Consider the following 18,183-nt stretch of genomic DNA (forward strand, 5'->3'; position numbering starts at 1 on the left):
CTTCAGCCGGGCAGCTTTTAGCGGGGCACTGTCCGATTCCACGAGCTACCTGCTGGCCGGAAGGCCGCCGCTACGTAGCGTCCTGCATGATGGTTGGCACGGAGATTTCCTGCGCTTCCACGCACGCTTTCATATAGAATGACATCCCAACTCGATGGCAACTCCTGTCCCAGCCTGTCCCAGCGTCGAAACCTTTCCCCCGCGCGTCACGCTACGCAATTACTTTGCCCGGCCGTATGATTCGGCGATTGCCGCCGCGCGCACCTGCTACTCGCCCAGTATCGTCACGCCCGACCAAGTGAGTGATAAGCAGCGCTTGACCATCGGCGCGGCCACCTTTTATGGCGGCCACCACACCGTCTATCAGCACGCCCACTTCGAATTCGGCCTCGAAAACGTCTCGCGGCAGTTTGTCTGGAGCTTTCTCCACAGCCATCCTTTTTATAATTCCGAGCAACAGAGCCAGCGCTACGTCCGGCTCGATCGCGTGCAGGCGTTTGTGCCCCCACTCGCTCCTGCCGCCAAGGCGGTTTACGAACAGGCGGTGGCCCGGGCGTGGAAGTCGTACCGCGAGCTGACGGCCTTGCTCCGAGAAGACGCGCGGAAGGTTCTCGCTGAAATCTGGCATCTTTCCTCGATGTCCCATCCCCGGCGGGGGCAGAAGGTCGAGCGGCTGGCAGAGAAGAAAGCCATCGAGGTGGCGCGGTACGTCTTGCCGGTGGCGGCCTTTACCACCCTGGTGCACACCCTCTCCGGCATCGTGCTCCACCGGCTCTGGCGCATGGTCGCTGCCGGGGACACACCCCACGAAGCGCAGCAGGTCGTGGGCGAAATGGTCGAGCGGGTCAAAGAAGTGGACTCGCAATTTTTTGAGCGCTTCCTCAACTCACCGCTTGCCGAAGAGGAGATTCCGGAATGGCGTTGGGCGGGGAAGCAGAGCTCTGCCCTTGCCGAGTTCGACGGCCAGCTCGCAGGGCGCGTTTCCAAGCTGGTGGATTTTTCGCCCCATGCCGGTCGGGTCGTGGCTCAGGCGTTTCGGGCGGTGTTGGGCATTAGCGAGGCCGAATGCAGCGACGGCGAGGCGCTCGACCGGCTGCTGAATCCGGCGCGGAATCCCTACCGGCTGGAGACCTTGAACATCGGCGTGCATTCACCGATGATGCGCGCGCTTCAGCATGCTCACTACACCTTTTTCAAGAAAATCAGTCACACCGCCGATAGCCAGGATCAGCGGCACCGCATGGTGCCCGCCTCGCGGCCCATGCTCGTCCTGGCGGATACGCGCGAGCCCGACTTCGTTATGCCGGGGCTCATTCGCAGCAACCCGCGGGCGCGCGAACGGTTCGAGCAAGCCATGCACGATGCCTGGGCGGCCAAGAACGATCTGCTCGACCGGGGCGTGCCGCCCGAATTTGCCCTCTACCTCCTGCCCAACGCCAAGGCCATCCGGCTGGTCGAGTCCGGTTCGCTGCTCCATTTGCTCCACAAGTGGACGATGCGGACCTGCTTCAACGCCCAGGAAGAAATCTATTCGGCTTCGATGGATGAGCTCGAGCAGATCGGCCGCATCCATCCGGAAATTGCCCGCTGGCTCGGCCCGCCTTGTTACATCCGCGCTGGAATCACCACCCCCATCTGCACCGAAGGTTCCCATTTTTGCGGCATCAAAGTCTGGGAGAATTTTCCCAATATCCAGCGCCGCATCTAGCTCTGCGCGTGTAGAATCATTGCCAGGAGGAGAAATGGGGCAGTTCTCGGTTGGAGTGACGGTTGCCCACCCGAGCGAGCCCGCGCGGCGCCGACGCCGAGTTGTTGGTGGGTACGGGCGCGACATTGACCTGGGTGCCGCGTGAAATCATCGAGCAGCTTGGGGTGCCGCGGCTGCGTCGCCGTTCATTCCCGGTTGCTGACGGACGCACGGTGGAACGCGAAACAGCAGGTGCGGTGCTGCGACTCGATGGCGACGAGGCCAACGTGACTCTCGTCGTTGCGGAACCCGGCGACGGCCACCTGCTGGGCGCTACCGCTCTTGAAAGCCTCGGCTTCGCCGTCGATCCGATCACTCGCCGGCTCGTCCCGCAAGAACTCCTCGCCATGTAGGACAGGTACCCTTCCGGTATCCAGCCGATCTTGGCGGCTACGTTGAGCCCCCAGGCACCTGCCTGGGGAGTTACCGGAGGATTTGCGTCCCGAGGTGGTGGCCTCGGAGCTGAACGAACCTCCTTCAAGAATTCAACCCCAAACTAGCGCGCATACGGCTGTGAGTGCTCACGGTGGGTTTCGTAGTTTGCCAGGTATTGCGCGGCCAGCTCCGGCTGGTCGCGAAGGATCAACACATTCTCTGCGTTCCGTTCCTCGGCCGCCTTGGTGAAGTTGAACGACCCCGTGATCACGGTGCTTCCGTCCAGGATGATGACTTTGTTGTGGGCAATGGCGTGCTCGGCGTCAATGAACGTGGGAATGCCGGCCCGGGAAGTGAAGTCGGCCGCCGAATACCGCTCGCTTACCTGCGACTTGTCGAGGATGATTTCCGTCGAGATATCACGGCGGTGAGCTTCGACGAGCGCCTGAGCAATCCGCGCCGAGGTAAAGGAATAAGCCTGCATGCGGACCGATCGCCGCGCATCATCGAGCGCGGCTACAATCACCGCGGTACACTCGCCGCCCGGTGAGAAGCAGCTCTCGACGCTCGCGCCCGCTGGCAGCGGAAGCGCCCGTTGGTCGGGCGTGCCGGAATGGCCTACGTACCAGCCCGCCACAAACGCGAGCACAACCAAGCCCGATACGGCGCTCGTGGTGCGTCTCATGAGGCTCTCACCAGGTTCGCCGGCTCGCCACCGGGCCGGAATTCCCCTTCCCAGCGCGCCATCACGACGCTCGCCAGGCAATTTCCCAAGACGTTCACCGCGGTGCGGCCCATATCCATCAGTTCATCCACTCCCAGGATCACGGCCACGCCTTCAATGGGCAGGTGGAACGAAGCGAGCGTTCCGGCCAGAATCACCAACGCCGCGCGTGGCACGCCGGCCACCCCTTTGCTCGTCAGCATCAGCGTCAGCATCATGATGAGCTGCTGGCCGAGAGTGAGATGGACCCCCGCCGCCTGCGCCACGAAAATGGACGCCAGCGAGAGGTAGAGCGTGGTGCCGTCGAGGTTGAAGCTGTACCCGGTGGGGATGACAAAACTGACAATCCGCCGGGGAATGCCCAGCTCTTCCATTCGCTCCATGGCCAGCGGCAGGGCGGCTTCACTCGAGGTGGTCGAAAACGCGATCAGCACCGGCTCCTTGACAGCCCGCAAGAACCGACCGATCGGCACGCGCGCTACCAGGCAGATTGTCCCCAGAACGAACACGATGAAGAAAGCCAGCGCAACATACAACGTAATGATCAGCAAACCGAGGTTCTTCAGAACGCCAAGGCCTTTGCTTCCCACCGTCACGGCGATGGCTGCCCCGACCCCGATGGGGGCGTACTTCATGACGTAGGCGGTGTACCGGAACATGACCTCGGCCACCCCGCCCAAAAAGTCCGTGACCGGCCTGGCCTTCTGGCCGATGGCCGAGCATGCCGCGGCGAACAAAATCGAAAACACGACGATCTGCAAAACGTCGCCGCGGGCCATCGCGTCCAGAATGCTGGTCGGAAAGATGTGGGTGATGATTTCGGTGGCGGACTGTTTTTGAGCGGCAATCGCCTCTTCGTGGGGGGCAACCTGAAGATTTACGCCCACTCCCGGCTCAATCAGGTTGACGGCGGCAAGACCGATGAACAGCGCCAGCGTCGTGACCACTTCGAAATAGATGAGCGCCTTCAACCCCAGCCGGCCAATCTTTCTGAAATCGCCCGCCCCGGCAATTCCCACCACCAGGGTGGCAAAAATGAGCGGCGCAATGATGGATTTGATCAGCCGCAAAAAAATTTGGCTCAACACGCGCAGACTGGCGGCCGTATCCGGGGAAAAATGGCCCACCACGACCCCCACAGCCATCCCGATAAAGATCCATTGCGTGAGGCTTGGCCGCCGCAACTTCATGGTTGCCGAATCTAGCACGAGCTATCGGCTGGCGCAAAGGGAGGGGTTTACGGCCCACCCGCGTTCAGTTTGACTTCTGGGTGCGTGGCAGGTATTCTGTGAGTGGCATGTTCCGCAGCCGAAGCTTCCATTAGCGACCGCAGCGCGCGTTCCCACCAGGAACGGGAACGATCCCCACTCTCCTTTCTCGGGTTTTTTCAAGGTTTTATGAGAAAGCACGCACAAATTCGCTTTCGCATGCTGTTCGGGGCGCTATTGCTACCCTGGCAAGTGATCACCGCGGAAGAAGTTCCTACTGGCCCCGCCGTCGGCGGGGCTGGCCATCCGGAGGATTCGCCGGCAAGGCCTTCGGAAGCCCTGGTCGGCGGGCAGGCGGTCATCGAAGGAGTGATGATGCGCGCGCCGCATAGCTATTGCGTTGCCGTCCGCAAGCCGAAGGGCGAGATTCAGGCGCAGACAGCAAAAATCGTGAGGCCCTCGGAGCGAAACAGGATCTGGGGCTGGCCGATCCTGCGCGGCCTCGGTACGCTTGGCCAGGCGATGGTGCTCGGCCTGCGCGCCCTGCGTTTCTCCGCTGATGTGGCTCTCGAGGAAGACGGCAGGCCGGCCGAAAAGGAAGCGGCGGGCGGACCGCCGAAGCGTATTTCGAACTGGTGGATGGCGCTGAACCTGGTAATCTCGATTGGCTTCTTTGTTGGGTTATACAAGTTTGTGCCGCTGGCGGCAGCCACGTGGGTGGGCGACCGCATTCCCGCCCTCCACGGGTGGCTCGGCCTGAATCTGGTGGATGGGCTGCTCCGGATTTTTATCTTCTTGGGATTTGTGGCTTCCCTTTCGCTGGCGCGGGAGATACGTCGCGTTTTCTCCTATCACGGGGCCGAGCACCAAGTGGTATTCAACTATGAGTCGGGGCAGCCGGTGGCGGTCGAAAGTGCGCGGCGCTTCCCTCGTTTTCACCCGCGCTGCGGCACCAGTTTTTTGCTGACCGTGATGGTCATCGCGATGCTGCTTTATATGCTTATCCCGTTTTCGACTTTTGCACCGCGGTTGATCGCTCGCATCGCGCTGCTGCCGGTGATTGCCGGGCTGAGCTACGAAATCATTCGACTCGCTGCCCGGCGGCAAGGGTTTTTCTGGACGGTGGTGGCCGCCCCGGGTCTTTGGACCCAGCGGCTGACCACCCGCCGGCCGGACGACCGGCAGCTTCAGGTGGCCATCCACGCCCTCTGCGGCGCGATGGAGTGGGAACGACGCCAGGGCTTCCAGCCGGTCATTGGCTGAAGGGGGTTGACGGGGATAGGTGAGTGGCAATGGCAACACTGAGCCTTTTCGAAAAACTGAAACAGATTGAGGCGCGCTACGACGAGATCACCGGGCAGCTCTCCTCGCCGGCTGTCCTGGCCGACAGCGCGCGTTACCAGAAGCTCGCACGCACGCATGCGGAGATACGCCCGGTAGTGGAGAAATATCGCGAGTGGAAGGCAATCGAGAGGGAACTACGGGAGGCCAAAATTCTGCTCGAGGACCCTGAATTCAAAAATGTGGCCGAAGACGAAATCTCCGAACTTCAGGAGGATAAGGATGCTGTCGAGCGCGAACTGAAGCTCCTGCTCCTGCCCAAAGACCCAAACGACGAGAAAAACGTCATCCTCGAAATCCGCGCCGGGACAGGCGGCGATGAAGCAAGCCTCTTTGCCCAGGAACTCTTCCGCATGTATTCACGCTATGCCGAATCGCAGGGCTGGCGAGTCGAGGTGCTCAACTCCAGCGCCTCGGCCGTCGGCGGCCTGAAGGAAGTGGTGGGCTCGATCCAGGGCGAGAAGGTTTATTCCAAGCTGAAATATGAGTCGGGTGTGCACCGCGTCCAGCGCGTGCCGCAGACGGAACAGCAGGGGCGCGTCCACACCTCGGCGGCCACGGTGGCGGTGCTTCCCGAGGCGGAAGAGATTGACATACAGATTGACCCCAAAGATATCCGCATCGACACCTTTTGTTCTTCCGGCCCGGGCGGGCAGTCCGTGAATACCACTTATTCGGCCGTGCGCATCACCCATTTGCCGACCGGGATCGTGGTCAGCCAGCAGGATGAGAAGTCGCAGACCAAGAACAAGGCCAAGGCGATGCGCGTCTTGAGGGCGCGCCTCTATGAGTTCGAGCGGGAAAAGCAACAACAGGCGATCGCCGCTGAGCGGCGCGGCCAAATCAAGTCCGGTGACCGCTCGGAGAAAATCCGCACCTACAATTTTCCGCAAAACCGCGTGACCGACCACCGCATCGGCTTGACCCTCCACCAGTTGAATGAGGTCATGGACGGCAGGCTCGCTTCTCTCCTTGACGCGCTCGTGACCCACTACCACGCCGAGCGGTTGAAGCAAGAGCTTGTAGAAGCATGACCGGCGACCTTGATGAGGAACCGGGTCCGAGCCGCCACCGGTGAAGTGCGTGACCCTTCCCATCGCTGTTGCCCCGGCATAGCCATGAACCTTCGCACGGCATTCCAAAAAGCGCTGGCCCAGCTCACCACGGCCGGGGTTCCCTCCTCGGGGCTTGCGGCCGAGCTGCTCTTGATGCACACGCTCGAAAGGGATCGCACCTACCTTCACTCCCATCCGGAATGCGAACTGAGCCGGGAAGAGGAGCGGCGTTTTTTTTCGCTTGTCAGCGAGCGCGCTGCCGGCACGCCCACCCAATACCTCACCGGCCATCAGGAATTCTGGGGTCTTGACCTTCTCGTCGAGCCCGGCGTTTTTATTCCCCGGCCGGAAACCGAGCACGTCGTGGAAACGGTGCTCGAATGGCTCGCCAGCCAACGTTGGAAATCCTCGGTGGCCGGCCGGCCACTTCGCCTGGCGGATGTCGGCACCGGCAGCGGTTGCCTTGCCATCGCGCTGGCTCATGAGTTGCCCGAGGCGGAAATATTCTCGACCGACACCAGCCTTCAGGCGCTCGCGCTGGCCCGGCGGAATGCCGAGCGCCTGGGCGTCGCCCGGCGGGTGCGCTTTCTTGCATGCAACCTTCTCGATGGGTTGATGGCTTCGGCGACGAAACCGCTTTTGGACGCGGTTGTTTCGAACCCTCCGTACGTGGGGCGGGAGGAGGCTGCCTTGCTCCCGCGCGAGGTGCGCGAGCACGAGCCGGCGCAAGCTCTCTTTTCGGGCGAGAATGGCCTGGAACTCTATGCTCCGCTCATCGAGCAGGCGGGAGCGCGGTTGCGGCCAGGCGGGTTGCTTGCCCTCGAGCTGGGTTACGGCGCTTCGGAAAAAGCCATCGCACTGGTGCGAGAAGGATGGAAGAGCCTTCGCGTGCGGCCCGATTTGGCTGGCATCCCGCGGGTGCTCAGCGCCGAGAGGCTGTAGCCAACAAACGATACTCGAAAATCGAAAAACGAGATCCTGAGACAACGTTGTGGTCGGTTTTCGATTTTCGACTTTCGCTTTTCGACGAACAATGCCAAAGCTGGCCCGTTTCCGCGCCAAGCACGACACCAATGTGGATGGTGCCCCGGACTCCTCTACCTCCTTTACTTCCTCAACCTCCTCTGCCTCCATCCTGCACGTGGACATGGATGCCTTCTTCGTTTCCGTCGAGGAGCTCTATGATCCGAACTTGAAGGGGAAGGCGGTGATCGTCGGAGGGCGGCCGGACCAGCGCGGCGTCGTTTCCGCGGCCAGCTATGAAGCGCGCAAGTTCGGCGTCCACTCCGCCATGCCGTTGCGCACCGCCGGGCGCCTATGCCCGCATGGCATCTTCCTTTCGGGGAACCACGAGCGCTACAGCGAATGGTCGGACAAGATCTACCGCATTCTCCAAAGCTACTCCCCGGTTGTCGAAATGACTTCGATTGACGAGGGCTACCTTGACCTCACCGGCACCGAGCGGCTCCACGGCCCGGCGCTTTCTGCCGCCCATCGCTTGCGACAGGAAATCTGGACAAAGACACAGTTGCCCTGCTCGATGGGTCTCGCGGCGACGCGGCTGGTGGCCAAGGTCGCTTCCGATGCGGCCAAGCCCGGCGGGCTCCTCTGGGTGCCTGCCGGCGCGGAAGCCGCCTTCCTGGCACCGCTTGGCGTGCGTAGAATCCCGGGCATCGGGCCGGTTACCGAACGCGCCCTCAACCAACTCGGCATCGCAACCGTCGGGCAGTTGGCTGCCATTCCCCGCGAGCGGCTCGAAGAGGTATTCGGCGAGTGGGGCTCGGCGCTCTTTCGCAAAGCCCGTGGCGAGGATGCTTATGAATTCTATGTGGACGCCGAACCTAAATCGCTTTCGAACCACTATACCTTCGCTCAAGACACCGATGACGAGCGGGAACTCGACGCCACCCTCTCCTATCTCGCGCAAAAAGTGGGCAAGCGCTTGCGCGACGAAAAGCTCTTCGCCCGGACGGTGACACTGATTCTCCGCTACTCGAGCTTTCGCACCCATACCCGCGCTCAAACGCTTCCAGAACCAACCGAGCTCGACGCCGCCATCTATGCGAGCGTTCGCCGGCAGTTCGAGCGCCACTGGGACCGGAAGCAAAGGGTACGCCTGCTGGGAGTCCATTTGAGCCGGTTGACCCGCAAGCCTGAATCGGGGGAGGGCGGCCAGATCTCTTTGATGGACGCCGCCCGGCGCGAGCGCATGGCCAAGCTGACCCGTGCCGCCGACAAAATCCGCGAGCGCTTCGGCTTTTCGAAGATTCAACTTGGCGGCTCGCTGCACCGTTCAAGAGACGAATAACGAAACTCGAAAATCGAAAAGAGGCAGGGAAGCAGGGAGGCAAACAGGTTGACCGGAACCCCAAAGTGCCCCTGACCCCTGTTACCTGTCACCTGTGCCCTTACCACTTTGCCACTGTGCCCGCCGTGGCCCATAATCAAGGCATGACTCCGCGCGAACTTGCCGACCAGATTTGCCGTGTGCTCCACGAGGCCGGCCACCAGGCCTATCTGGTGGGCGGGTGTGTGCGCGACTTGGTGTTGGGGCGCGAGCCGGAAGACTATGATGTGGCCACTGACGCCGCCCCGGAGCGCATCCAGGCCCTCTTCCCCGGGTCGCTGGGCGTGGGCGCGCGGTTTGGCGTCATCCTCGTGCAGGCGGGCGAGGCGGAAGTTGAGGCTGCCACCTTTCGCTCGGATGTCGGCTACACGGACGGCCGGCACCCGGATCGGGTCGAGTTCGCGCGCTCGCCGGAGGAGGATGTCCGCCGCCGCGATTTCACCATCAACGGCCTGCTTATGGATATCCAAACCGGCCAGGTGCTTGACTTTGTCGAAGGGCAGGCTGACCTGAAGGCTTGCCTCATCCGGGCGATCGGTGCCCCCGACGAGCGCTTCAAGGAAGACAAACTCCGCATGCTGCGAGCCGTGCGCTTCGCCGCCCGCTTTGGCTACCAGATTGAGCCGCAAACGTTCGCCGCCATCGCTAAGCTGCACTCGGAGATCACCCAGATTTCGGCGGAGCGAATTCGCGACGAGATCCTCAAGATTTTGACCGAGGGAGCGGCCCGGCGAGGTTTTGAACTGCTTGAGGAAACCGGCCTGCTGGCCGTGCTCCTGCCCGAGGTCGCCAAATTGAAGGGTTGCCAGCAGCCGGCGGAGTTTCATCCTGAGGGCGACGTCTGGATTCACACCCTGCTGATGCTGAACATGCTCGACCACCCCACCACGCCCCTGGCCCTGGGCGTCCTGCTCCATGATGTGGGAAAGCCGCCGACGTTTCGAATCGCCGACCGCATTCGCTTTGACAATCATACCGAGGTCGGCGCAGTCATGGCGGAGGTGATCGGCCGCCGGCTCCGGCTTTCGAGCGATGAGATCGATCAGGTCATGGCGCTCGTGCGCCATCATCTCCGGTTCAAAGATGTCTTCCAGATGCGTCCGGCAACGCTCAAGCGCTTTGCCCGCATGAACCGCTTTGAAGAGCATTTGGAGCTGCACCGGCTTGATTGCCTGGCCAGCCATGGCGATTTGAGCGCGTGGCGGTTTGTGAAGGATTTCTTGGCCAGGACGCCCCCGGAAGAGTTGCGCCTGCGCCGACTCCTGACGGGAGATGATTTGATCGCGCTGGGCTATCCGCCCGGGCCGCGCTTTGCCGAGATTCTGGATGCGGTCGAAGACGCCCAACTCGATGGCCGCCTGACCATTCGAGAAGATGCCGTCGCCTTTGTAATTGGGAGTTATCCTCTCCGGGCATAGGAAACCGGGGAAGAGAAGTCTCCCCGGCCCACCTGGGCAGTCTTCCCCCCTGGCTGTGCCTTCCGGAAGCGCGGATGCACGGGGGCAAACTAACGGAAGGCGAGAAACATGAGCATGCCAATGACCAGCACAGTCCCCAGGACCACCGCTCCGATCCAGAGGTTTGTCCGTCGGTCCTCCGGCTTGGCTCGCTCCTGGCCGATCACTTGAGAGATCGCTTCCTGGACTCCTTTTAACATTCGAGAGACCTGCGCACGGTGAGCTGACGCAGCCCTTTCTCTGCTTGAAACCCCCGGACACGGCTGGCCAGGGGCTGAGGGTCGCCTGAACGCCAAAAATTGTCCCACCCCGGCCAACCCCTGTCAAGTTAAAATGGGCGAAGAAAATACGAAGATAAGCGCGGCCAAACGCTCCCAGACCACGTAGGACGGATAGCAGAACGGGCGGTCATGGATCTAAACATGAGCAAAAAGTCCGCAACCTTTCTGCTAGCATGAGCATCATATTATCGGGGTACAGACAAGCAGGCGCAGTATAGCCTTCGATGTCCGACGTTTTTGAGTGTTAAGATAGAATCGCCGCGCGCGAGGGTATCATGACCGACAGACGAATTCATGTCCCGGAAGACCTGGCCGTGCTCCCTGTGCGCGACACGGTGCTCTTCCCGCAGGCCGTGCTGCCTCTGACGGTAGGACGGGAAAGCTCGGTCGCCCTGATCAACTCGCTCGCAAGCGAGGAAAAGGTCATCGCCATAGTCGCCCAGCGCGATCCGCGGGTGGAAGCTCCCGGCCCGACGGACCTTTTCTCCACGGGCACGGCAGCGATGGTTCACAAAGTGATCCGGATGCCCAACAACAATCTCTTCATCTTCGTTGAGGGATTCGAGCGTGTCCGCATCCGCGAATTCCTGCAATTTGAACCCTTCATTCGAGCCAGGATGGAAAAGCTGGCGGACGTGCCGCCGGGCGAAAGCGCCGCTCCTTTTGAAGCGCTGGTGCGAAACGTGCAACAACTCTTCCAGGAAGTGGTTTCTCTCACCCCGCAACTTTCCGATGACCTGCAAACCGTGGTCCTGAACATGGACGATCCCGGCCTCTTGGCCGACTTCGTTGCCTCGACGCTCCCCTCGCTTTCCACCACGCTGAGGCAAGAGTTGCTGGAAACTCTGGAGGTAAAGACCCGGCTCGAACGGCTGCATCGGGAACTGAGCAAGGAAGTCGAGGTGCTTCAGCTCCGCAGCAAGCTCCAGTCGCAGGTGCAGGACCAGGTGAACCAGAACCAGCGCGAATATTTCCTGCGCGAGCAGATGAAGGCGATCCAAAAAGAGCTGGGCGAACTGGACGACACCCAGCGGGAAATGGAAGAGCTGCGGCAGAAAATTGAAGAAGCCGGGATGCCGGAGGAGGTCAAGAAGGAAGCGCAGCGCGAGCTGAAGCGGCTGGAGAAGATGTCGCCCGCGGCCGCCGAGTACATGGTGGCCCGCACCTATCTCGACTGGCTGGTGGCGGTGCCCTGGTCGAAATCTACCGGCTCAGCCGACATTGACGTGGCCAACGCCCGCCTGGTGCTGGACGAGGATCACTACGACCTGGAAAAGGTCAAGGAGCGCATCCTGGATTACCTGGCTGTCAAAAAGCTGCAACCGGCGATGAAGGGTCCCATCCTCTGCTTCGTCGGGCCGCCCGGCGTGGGCAAGACCTCGCTCGGAAAATCCATTGCTCAGGCCTTGGGGCGGAAATTTGTCCGTATTTCGCTCGGCGGCATTCACGATGAAGCCGAAATTCGCGGCCACCGCCGCACTTATATCGGCGCCTTGCCCGGGCAGATCATCCAGGGCCTCCGTCGCGCCGAATCGAACGATCCCGTTTACATGCTCGACGAGATTGACAAGCTCGGGCGCGATTTCCGCGGCGATCCGGCTTCCGCGTTGCTTGAGGTCTTGGACCCGGAACAGAACTTCCGTTTCCATGACCACTATCTCGACATACCCTTTGATCTCTCCAAGGTGTTCTTTATCACGACGGCAAACTACACCGATCCGATTCCGGAGCCGCTCCGCGACCGCATGGAGTTGATCGAACTCCCCGGCTACACCGAAGAAGAGAAGGTGCACATCGCCCAGAAGTATCTTGTCCCGAAGCAGGCGAAGGAGCATGGCCTTCAGGATGGCCGGGCGATTCGCTTCACCGATGAGGCGATCAGCGAAATCATCCGCAGCTTCACCCGTGAGGCCGGCGTGCGCAACCTGGAACGCGAAATCGCCACTGTCTGTCGCAAGCAAGCGCGGGCCATCGTCGAGGGCAAGCCTGTCGTCGGCGACCATCCCGAACTGGCTGAGGACCAAAGCAAACTCAAGCACGACGGCGAGGGCGTCCTCCACGTGACGCCGGCAGTGGTGCGAGCCCTGCTGGGCGTGCCACGCTTCCGCTTGGACACCGAGGTGGAGGAACGTGTCCAGCGACCGGGCGTGGTGGTTGGGGTGGCCTGGACACCAGCCGGCGGCGACATTCTCTTTGTCGAAGCCAACCGCATGCCGGGCAGCAAGCAGTTTACCGTCACCGGCTCGGTGGGCGAGGTCATGCAGGAGTCCATGCAAGCGGCGCTGACCTGGGTGCGGTCGAATGCCGAATCGCTGGGCATTGATCCCAACTTCTTCAAGGAATCCGACCTGCACATTCACGTCCCGGCCGGCGCTGTTCCCAAGGATGGCCCCTCGGCTGGCCTCACGATGGTAACGGCGCTCGTTTCCCTTCTGGCGAACCGGAAGGTCCGTCCCCGGGTCGCCATGACGGGAGAAATCACCCTGAGCGGGCAGGTGCTGCCGGTGGGCGGGATCAAGGAAAAGGTGCTGGCCGCGCGACGGGCGGGGATCAAAGAGGTAATCCTGCCCAAGGATAACGAACCCAACGTGCGGCAAGACTTGCCGGCTCACTTGCTCGAGGGGCTGAACCTGCACTTCGTCAAGAGCATCGCCGAAGCGCTCGAGACCATCCTCGGCAAATTCGAGCCCGTCGCAGCGGGCGCGCAGCCGCGGCCGTCGGAAACCAAGCCGCCGGTGCCCCTCCCGGCGCAGCCCGTGCACTGAGCCCCGGCGTGGCGGGGCGAACCGCGATCAACCAAAAGGGACTGGGCCGTCCCTGCTCCGCCCACGGGGCACAGGTTTGTTTGCGGCGGCAACCTTGACGGCAGCAGGCCGGGGCCGTACAGTCCTTCCCGATGAATCCCTCAGGATGAATCCTTGGCGATGGGCAAGAAGCAAGGACGCACTGGTTCGCCCGACGCGGGCATGCCCGAGCCGCAGCGCCTGGCTCGAATGATGCTGGAGTATCTCGAACGGGAGCGCGTGGCGCCGCGACTTATCGACGCCTACGTGAAGAGGTTTGATCGGCAGGCGTTGCGGGCCGATCCCGCTCAATACCGCGAGCTTATTGCCTCGATCAGCCGCGAGCTTCTGGTTGCGCTTTCGGCCAGCACGCTCGCCCGGCTGCCGCGTTACTTCCTCGAAAAAAAGCTGAAGGAGATCGCTGCTCCAGACCGGAAGAGCGAGCATCAATTTCGGAAAGATTTTTTCCTCGCTCTGGCGTCCGAGCTTGGCTGGGAGGCCCAAGACCGCGAGCAATTTGAGAGCGACGTCAAAAGCTACGCCATGACGGTGGCGGTGCCCAAGCCGCCGCGGCCGGGTGAGGTTGGCGCGCAGCATGCCCCCCCTTCAGCGCCGTTCGTCGAGCGCTGCGCCCTGCTTCTCGACCCCTCGTTCCTCGACCAGGCCCGTTCCGCCGCCGAAAAATGGATTGGTGAAATTGAAAAGGCTGCCGAAGACTTGCTTAGGGCCAGTGCCGCTCCAACTTGATGCTTCTATACATTCCTTTTGATGCCTTCGAGAGCCCTCAGGAAGATCGGTGTTCCGCATCCCGAAACATCGGGACCCGTGACGAAAAAGGCTCGTCCTGTGGCTCGCCTTGTTCCAAGAAGTTGGAACGGCACCGGCATGACTTGAGCTCCCCGGATGCTCGCGCATGCCCGGTGGAACGGAGAGGTTCCAAAGGTGGAAAAGCTTGTGCCCTATCACCGTCGAGGGCGGCCGGAGCTGGGGCTCGGCAGGGCTTCAGCGGCCCGGCCATGCTGCCCATGGCCGAACTCGAATACACCGGTGTCACCGAGAAGCTGGCCAAGCTCGAAAAGCGCTTCGCCGTCCGCGCCGAAAAGGCAGTGTCAGCGTGATCCTCAACTAGCGGCGCAGCCCAACGCAATCCCGAGAGACTCGGGACAGCCTCTGGCTGCAGAATAACCCCGACGCAACCAGAGGCCTTTTTCTTTGAGGGGCAGCGCGGCTCAAGCGCCTTGGGAGCCACCTGGGCTTACTGAATGCGTTCGGTCGAGAAGTTTTCCTGCTGGAGGAGAGAATCAAAGATGGCTAGCACGTGCTTCCGGTAGGCGAGCATGCGCTGGTAGAGGTCGCGCTCGGCGGGCTCGCGTTCGGCGTAGCGATGCCACTTCAGCAGCACTTCCCGCGGAACATCAATGTCACGGCGGATCTCTTCCGGGGGATGGCCGCGGAGAAACAGGCCGTAGAAAAAGGCGGCTTCACGCTGAGGAAGACTCAGCTCCTGCTGGCCATCTACCATTGCCGTGCTCTTGGCGGTTAGCCCCATCGCAAACGCAAAGTGTACTCAGGCTCATCCTCGCGCGCAAGCGCTTCCCCCTCTCGCCGGCGAACCGCTCCCCCCTCTGGCGGGACCGCCCGCAACGCACTCGGTGATCGCCTGCCCACCCCGCCGGCGATTAGAGTCGTTCGGCGAAGTGCGCCACCTTGGCATTCGCCAGCTTGGCAAAGTCGGCGTACCGCATGCGAATTGCTTCCGCGTGCGTGCCGGCGTTGAAAACGATCTCTTCGTCCTTGGCCAGCGAATCATCGGCAAACACCGCAAGCCCGTACAGGTTGCCCAACGGCGGCATGGCCCCCAGCTCGCAATCCGGGAAGAGCTGCTGGAAGTCAGCCTCCGAGAGGAGTTGCGAACGTTTGGCGCCGGCTGCCTGCTCCAGCTCGCGAAAATTAATCCGCAGGGAAGCAGGCAACACCGCCAGCGCTGGCTTGTCGTCCAGCCGCACAACCACCGTCTTGGCGACCTCTTTTCCAGGAACGTGGAGCGTGGCGGCGGTTTCCTGCGCGGTGAAGGCGGTACGGTGGGTCAGGATCTGATAGCTAACCCGGTTCCGATCCAGAAATTCTTTTAACTTGGCCGCAATGGACATCGGAAAACCTCCCTCGGCTGTCGAGTGTTTCCCGAGCCCCGATTCTATCGGGGCGAGCGCGACACCAGAAGCATAGCAGTTTGAAAGCCTGGCGAACAGTCCCTTCTGGCTGGTCTTTGAAATTCGAAAATCGATCCCGAGCCTTCGGGACGAAAATCGAAAACCGGGACAGCCGCCGACTTACCTGGTTCAGCCTGCGGCTTCTGCTGCAGGTCCGAGAATCGAAAAAGCGAAATTCTAAAGTCGGGCAAAAGTCTTGCTTTGAACGAAATAGGCCCGACGAAAGAAAAGGCCCCCGGATTTTCGGGGGCCTTCGTGTTTTTCGCCGCAGTCCGGGACAGGCAAGAATGCCTGTCCCACTGAGAGATTAGAACTCGTAGCGGAAGGTGAACTGCATCCGACGCGGCCCGCCCAGGACGGCGCTGTAGTCTCCGAAAGTGCCCTGCCTGCCGATACTGGCCTGCAGCGAGACAGCGTCAAAGTAGGCGGAGTTGGTCAGGTTGAACGTCTCCCAGCGGAACATCAGGCTATGGCCCTCCCAGGGCATGCGGAACTTCTTGGCCAAGCCGAAGTCCAGGTTGAAGTACTTGTCGGCCCGGAGGATGTTCCGCTCGCCACGCTCGCCCGGCAGCGTGAACCGGAATTGCTCGAACGCAGCGTCCGGGTCAGCAAACATGTTCGGGCCGCGGCCGCCCGCGGCGTTTTTGACGTTCTGAGTTGCCGGGCAAGGGCCGACTTGGGTGCCGAAACGGCTCCCAGTGGCGGGTTGACACGTGGCATTACCTTGAAGGTCCCAATTGGTCGGCCAGACACGCGCGTTTATCGCGTTGGCGGGCAGCCCACTGTTCAACCGGACGATGCCGGAAACCTGCCAGCCACCGAGGACCTGGTCACCCCAGCCAGGGATACTGCTGGCGAGCCACCGCCCGCGACCGAAGGGCAGCTCCACTAGCCAGTTCGCATTGAACTGATGGCGCATATCGAAGTCCGACAAGGAATATTCTAGTTGGGGGCTCCAGGAGTTAATGGTGGAGCCGGTGTAACCGCCCGTGCCCGAGAAGCCGGCAAGGATGTCGGAACGCTCGACGCTCGAGCTCATGTCGAGCGACTTGGAGAGAGTGTAATTGAGGTCGAATTGCACTCCGTGCCGCATCCGCTTGCGCACCATAAGCTGCAAAGCGTGGTACTCAGATCGGCTAATGCTTCGCCAGGCGTTGAGGGAAGCGAACTGGTCGTCGAAGAAGGCGAACGGAGCGTCGGGAATGCCGTCGCCAGTGTCGGGAATGCCGTCGTCGTCCGTGTCGATTTGCGGGACGTCAATGGCGCCGGGTCCGCCCAGCATGTAGCCGGGATAGCCGAAGTTATCAATTAGCCAGGGGAATACGGTAGTGTCGGGATGAGAGACACAGTTCATCAATTCGAAGGCTACCTGGGTCGCCGAGAACCCGGAGCCACCGCTGCACGGCAACTCGCCGCCGTTGATACCGCTCGGGCCCCAGCTTGGAAAGAGGTTCTCCCAGTATGCGATGGGGGCGAGGGTGGTGACATCCTGACCCTGCTCCGCCAAGCGAATCAGTTGCTGGCCGGCCCGGAAGTAGCACTGTTTGGAGGCCGGGTCGCAGAGATCGGCCGGCATCGCCAAGTCGCTAATGATGAGAAGGTTGCGGCCCCGTCGCCCGACATAGGCGGCTTCCACCGTAAGGTCGCCAGGCAGGGTGCGTGCGATGGAAAAGTTAATCATGTGAGCATAGGGGGTCTTGAGCGTGTTGTCCAAGGCAGACGTTATGGCAAAGCTGCCCGGTTGAGGAACGCCAAACAAATCCGCCCCCGGCGGTGTTGCTGGAAAGCTTCCGCCGGGTGATGGGGGGAGCATGAAAGACGCGATGCTGGTGTCGAAAACCCCCGTAAAGCGCGGACAAACACCCAATGGCCCGGCGGTGCTGGGGCCCTCACCGCAGCCGCCAAACACGCTGTCAATGCCCGTGGACATGCCGAAGGAACCAAACCGGTCGAAATTGGTCACCAGGCCATTGCCCATGCGGTCATAAACGAGCGAGTAGCCGCCGCGAACGACCAGTTTTCCGTCGCCGAAGATTCTGCCCAGGATCCCCTCCTTAAAGTGAGGGGACCAGGCTGCGGAGATGCGGGGCGACCAGTTGTTGTAGTCCCAATCATAGTAATTTCTGCCGTTGTTAGCCGGGCCGCCGAGAGCAAAGCTGATCTGCGGGGCGCGGTTGGTCGGGATTCCGGCGAGCATGAACTGCCGGCGGGTCTCAAACCACTCGCCCAAGCCCGGTGTAGGCGTAACCTGGTTCCCATTGGTCTCCCAGGGGGGTGACATTAAGAGGTAGCGGATCCCGCCTGTGAAGGTGAGAGACGGGGTAGCTCGCCACTGGTCCTGGAAATAGAACTCGTACTCGTCTACCCCAAACCGCCGTTTGACGGGTTGGCCCTCGGGTTGGGTCGCTCCGGCGCGGTCGAAGTTATAATTGGCTGTAACCTGCGTAAAGAGACCCAAGAGGTTCACCACTGAGTCGCGGTAAGCGTCTTCCGCAGCACTCGCCACCGCGGGTACAGCAGTGCAGCCGGGCTGAGTACACTCGTCCGCCCCCGGTTGCAGGTTACGGCTGACGTTGGGGAGCCAGGAAGGATTGCCAAAGAAGGAGTGGAAAGACGCGGCGTCGCTGAACGTTTTGTTGCGAGTGAAGCGAACTT

Annotated in this window: 15 protein-coding genes; 9 read left to right on the forward strand and 6 right to left on the reverse strand. The window is 61.6% G+C overall.

Annotated elements, in window-relative coordinates; all coding sequences use genetic code 11:
• Positions 1-154: 154 nt before the first annotated feature.
• Both VIH17_07440 and VIH17_07445 read left to right on the forward strand, forming a co-directional pair.
• Complete coding sequence (locus VIH17_07440; GenBank protein HEY4683069.1) at positions 155-1,708, forward strand: FAD-dependent thymidylate synthase; 1,554 nt, start codon at positions 155-157, stop codon at positions 1,706-1,708.
• A gap of 62 nt (positions 1,709-1,770) precedes the next feature.
• On the forward strand, positions 1,771-2,100 hold the full coding sequence (locus tag VIH17_07445) for a retroviral-like aspartic protease family protein (protein HEY4683070.1): 330 nt from the start codon (positions 1,771-1,773) through the stop codon (positions 2,098-2,100).
• Positions 2,101-2,243: 143 nt separating this feature from the next.
• On the opposite strand, the gene VIH17_07450 is transcribed toward VIH17_07445, so the two are convergent.
• Both VIH17_07450 and VIH17_07455 read right to left on the reverse strand, forming a co-directional pair.
• Positions 2,244-2,807 carry a phospholipase D family protein gene (locus tag VIH17_07450; protein HEY4683071.1) on the reverse strand — a complete coding sequence of 188 codons (564 nt, stop codon included), beginning with the start codon at positions 2,805-2,807 and terminating at the stop codon, positions 2,244-2,246.
• Complete coding sequence (locus VIH17_07455) at positions 2,804-4,036, reverse strand: cation:dicarboxylase symporter family transporter (protein ID HEY4683072.1); 1,233 nt, start codon at positions 4,034-4,036, stop codon at positions 2,804-2,806. The genes VIH17_07450 and VIH17_07455 overlap by 4 nt, the downstream gene beginning before the upstream one ends.
• Before the next feature lie 207 nt (positions 4,037-4,243).
• Between VIH17_07455 and VIH17_07460 the strand changes: the two genes are divergently transcribed.
• The 5 genes from VIH17_07460 to VIH17_07480 all read left to right on the forward strand — a co-directional run bounded on the left by VIH17_07460 (position 4,244) and on the right by VIH17_07480 (position 10,215).
• Positions 4,244-5,317, forward strand: a complete 1,074-nt coding sequence (locus VIH17_07460; protein HEY4683073.1) for a DUF1385 domain-containing protein — start codon at positions 4,244-4,246, stop codon at positions 5,315-5,317.
• A gap of 29 nt (positions 5,318-5,346) precedes the next feature.
• On the forward strand, positions 5,347-6,429 hold the full coding sequence (prfA, locus tag VIH17_07465; protein ID HEY4683074.1) for a peptide chain release factor 1: 1,083 nt from the start codon (positions 5,347-5,349) through the stop codon (positions 6,427-6,429).
• 12 nt (positions 6,430-6,441) lie between these two features.
• Entirely contained in the window at positions 6,442-7,392 is a 951-nt protein-coding gene (gene prmC / locus VIH17_07470) for a peptide chain release factor N(5)-glutamine methyltransferase (protein ID HEY4683075.1), read from the forward strand.
• 91 nt (positions 7,393-7,483) lie between these two features.
• A complete protein-coding gene (gene dinB, locus VIH17_07475; GenBank protein ID HEY4683076.1) occupies positions 7,484-8,758 on the forward strand; it encodes a DNA polymerase IV in 1,275 nt (424 codons plus the stop codon).
• 143 nt (positions 8,759-8,901) lie between these two features.
• On the forward strand, positions 8,902-10,215 hold the full coding sequence (locus VIH17_07480; GenBank protein ID HEY4683077.1) for a CCA tRNA nucleotidyltransferase: 1,314 nt from the start codon (positions 8,902-8,904) through the stop codon (positions 10,213-10,215).
• Between the two features lie 89 nt (positions 10,216-10,304).
• On the opposite strand, the gene VIH17_07485 is transcribed toward VIH17_07480, so the two are convergent.
• On the reverse strand, positions 10,305-10,454 hold the full coding sequence (locus VIH17_07485) for a hypothetical protein (protein HEY4683078.1): 150 nt from the start codon (positions 10,452-10,454) through the stop codon (positions 10,305-10,307).
• Positions 10,455-10,810: 356 nt separating this feature from the next.
• Between VIH17_07485 and lon the strand changes: the two genes are divergently transcribed.
• Both lon and VIH17_07495 read left to right on the forward strand, forming a co-directional pair.
• Positions 10,811-13,300, forward strand: coding sequence for an endopeptidase La (gene lon / locus VIH17_07490; GenBank protein HEY4683079.1), 2,490 nt, complete (start codon positions 10,811-10,813; stop codon positions 13,298-13,300).
• A gap of 159 nt (positions 13,301-13,459) precedes the next feature.
• The gene (locus VIH17_07495) at positions 13,460-14,065 is read left to right on the forward strand and encodes a hypothetical protein (protein ID HEY4683080.1); all 606 of its coding nucleotides are present in this window, start codon (positions 13,460-13,462) and stop codon (positions 14,063-14,065) included.
• A 508-nt stretch (positions 14,066-14,573) separates the two neighbouring features.
• On the opposite strand, the gene VIH17_07500 is transcribed toward VIH17_07495, so the two are convergent.
• The 3 genes from VIH17_07500 to VIH17_07510 all read right to left on the reverse strand — a co-directional run.
• Positions 14,574-14,840, reverse strand: coding sequence for a hypothetical protein (locus VIH17_07500; GenBank protein HEY4683081.1), 267 nt, complete (start codon positions 14,838-14,840; stop codon positions 14,574-14,576).
• A gap of 157 nt (positions 14,841-14,997) precedes the next feature.
• Positions 14,998-15,468, reverse strand: coding sequence for a YbaK/EbsC family protein (locus VIH17_07505; protein ID HEY4683082.1), 471 nt, complete (start codon positions 15,466-15,468; stop codon positions 14,998-15,000).
• A gap of 367 nt (positions 15,469-15,835) precedes the next feature.
• The coding region (locus tag VIH17_07510; GenBank protein ID HEY4683083.1) for a hypothetical protein at positions 15,836-18,183 on the reverse strand (2,348 nt) is incomplete at its 5' end.

The sequence above is a fragment of the Candidatus Acidiferrales bacterium genome, from assembly GCA_036514995.1.
Lineage (GTDB): Bacteria > Acidobacteriota > Terriglobia > Acidiferrales > DATBWB01 > DATBWB01.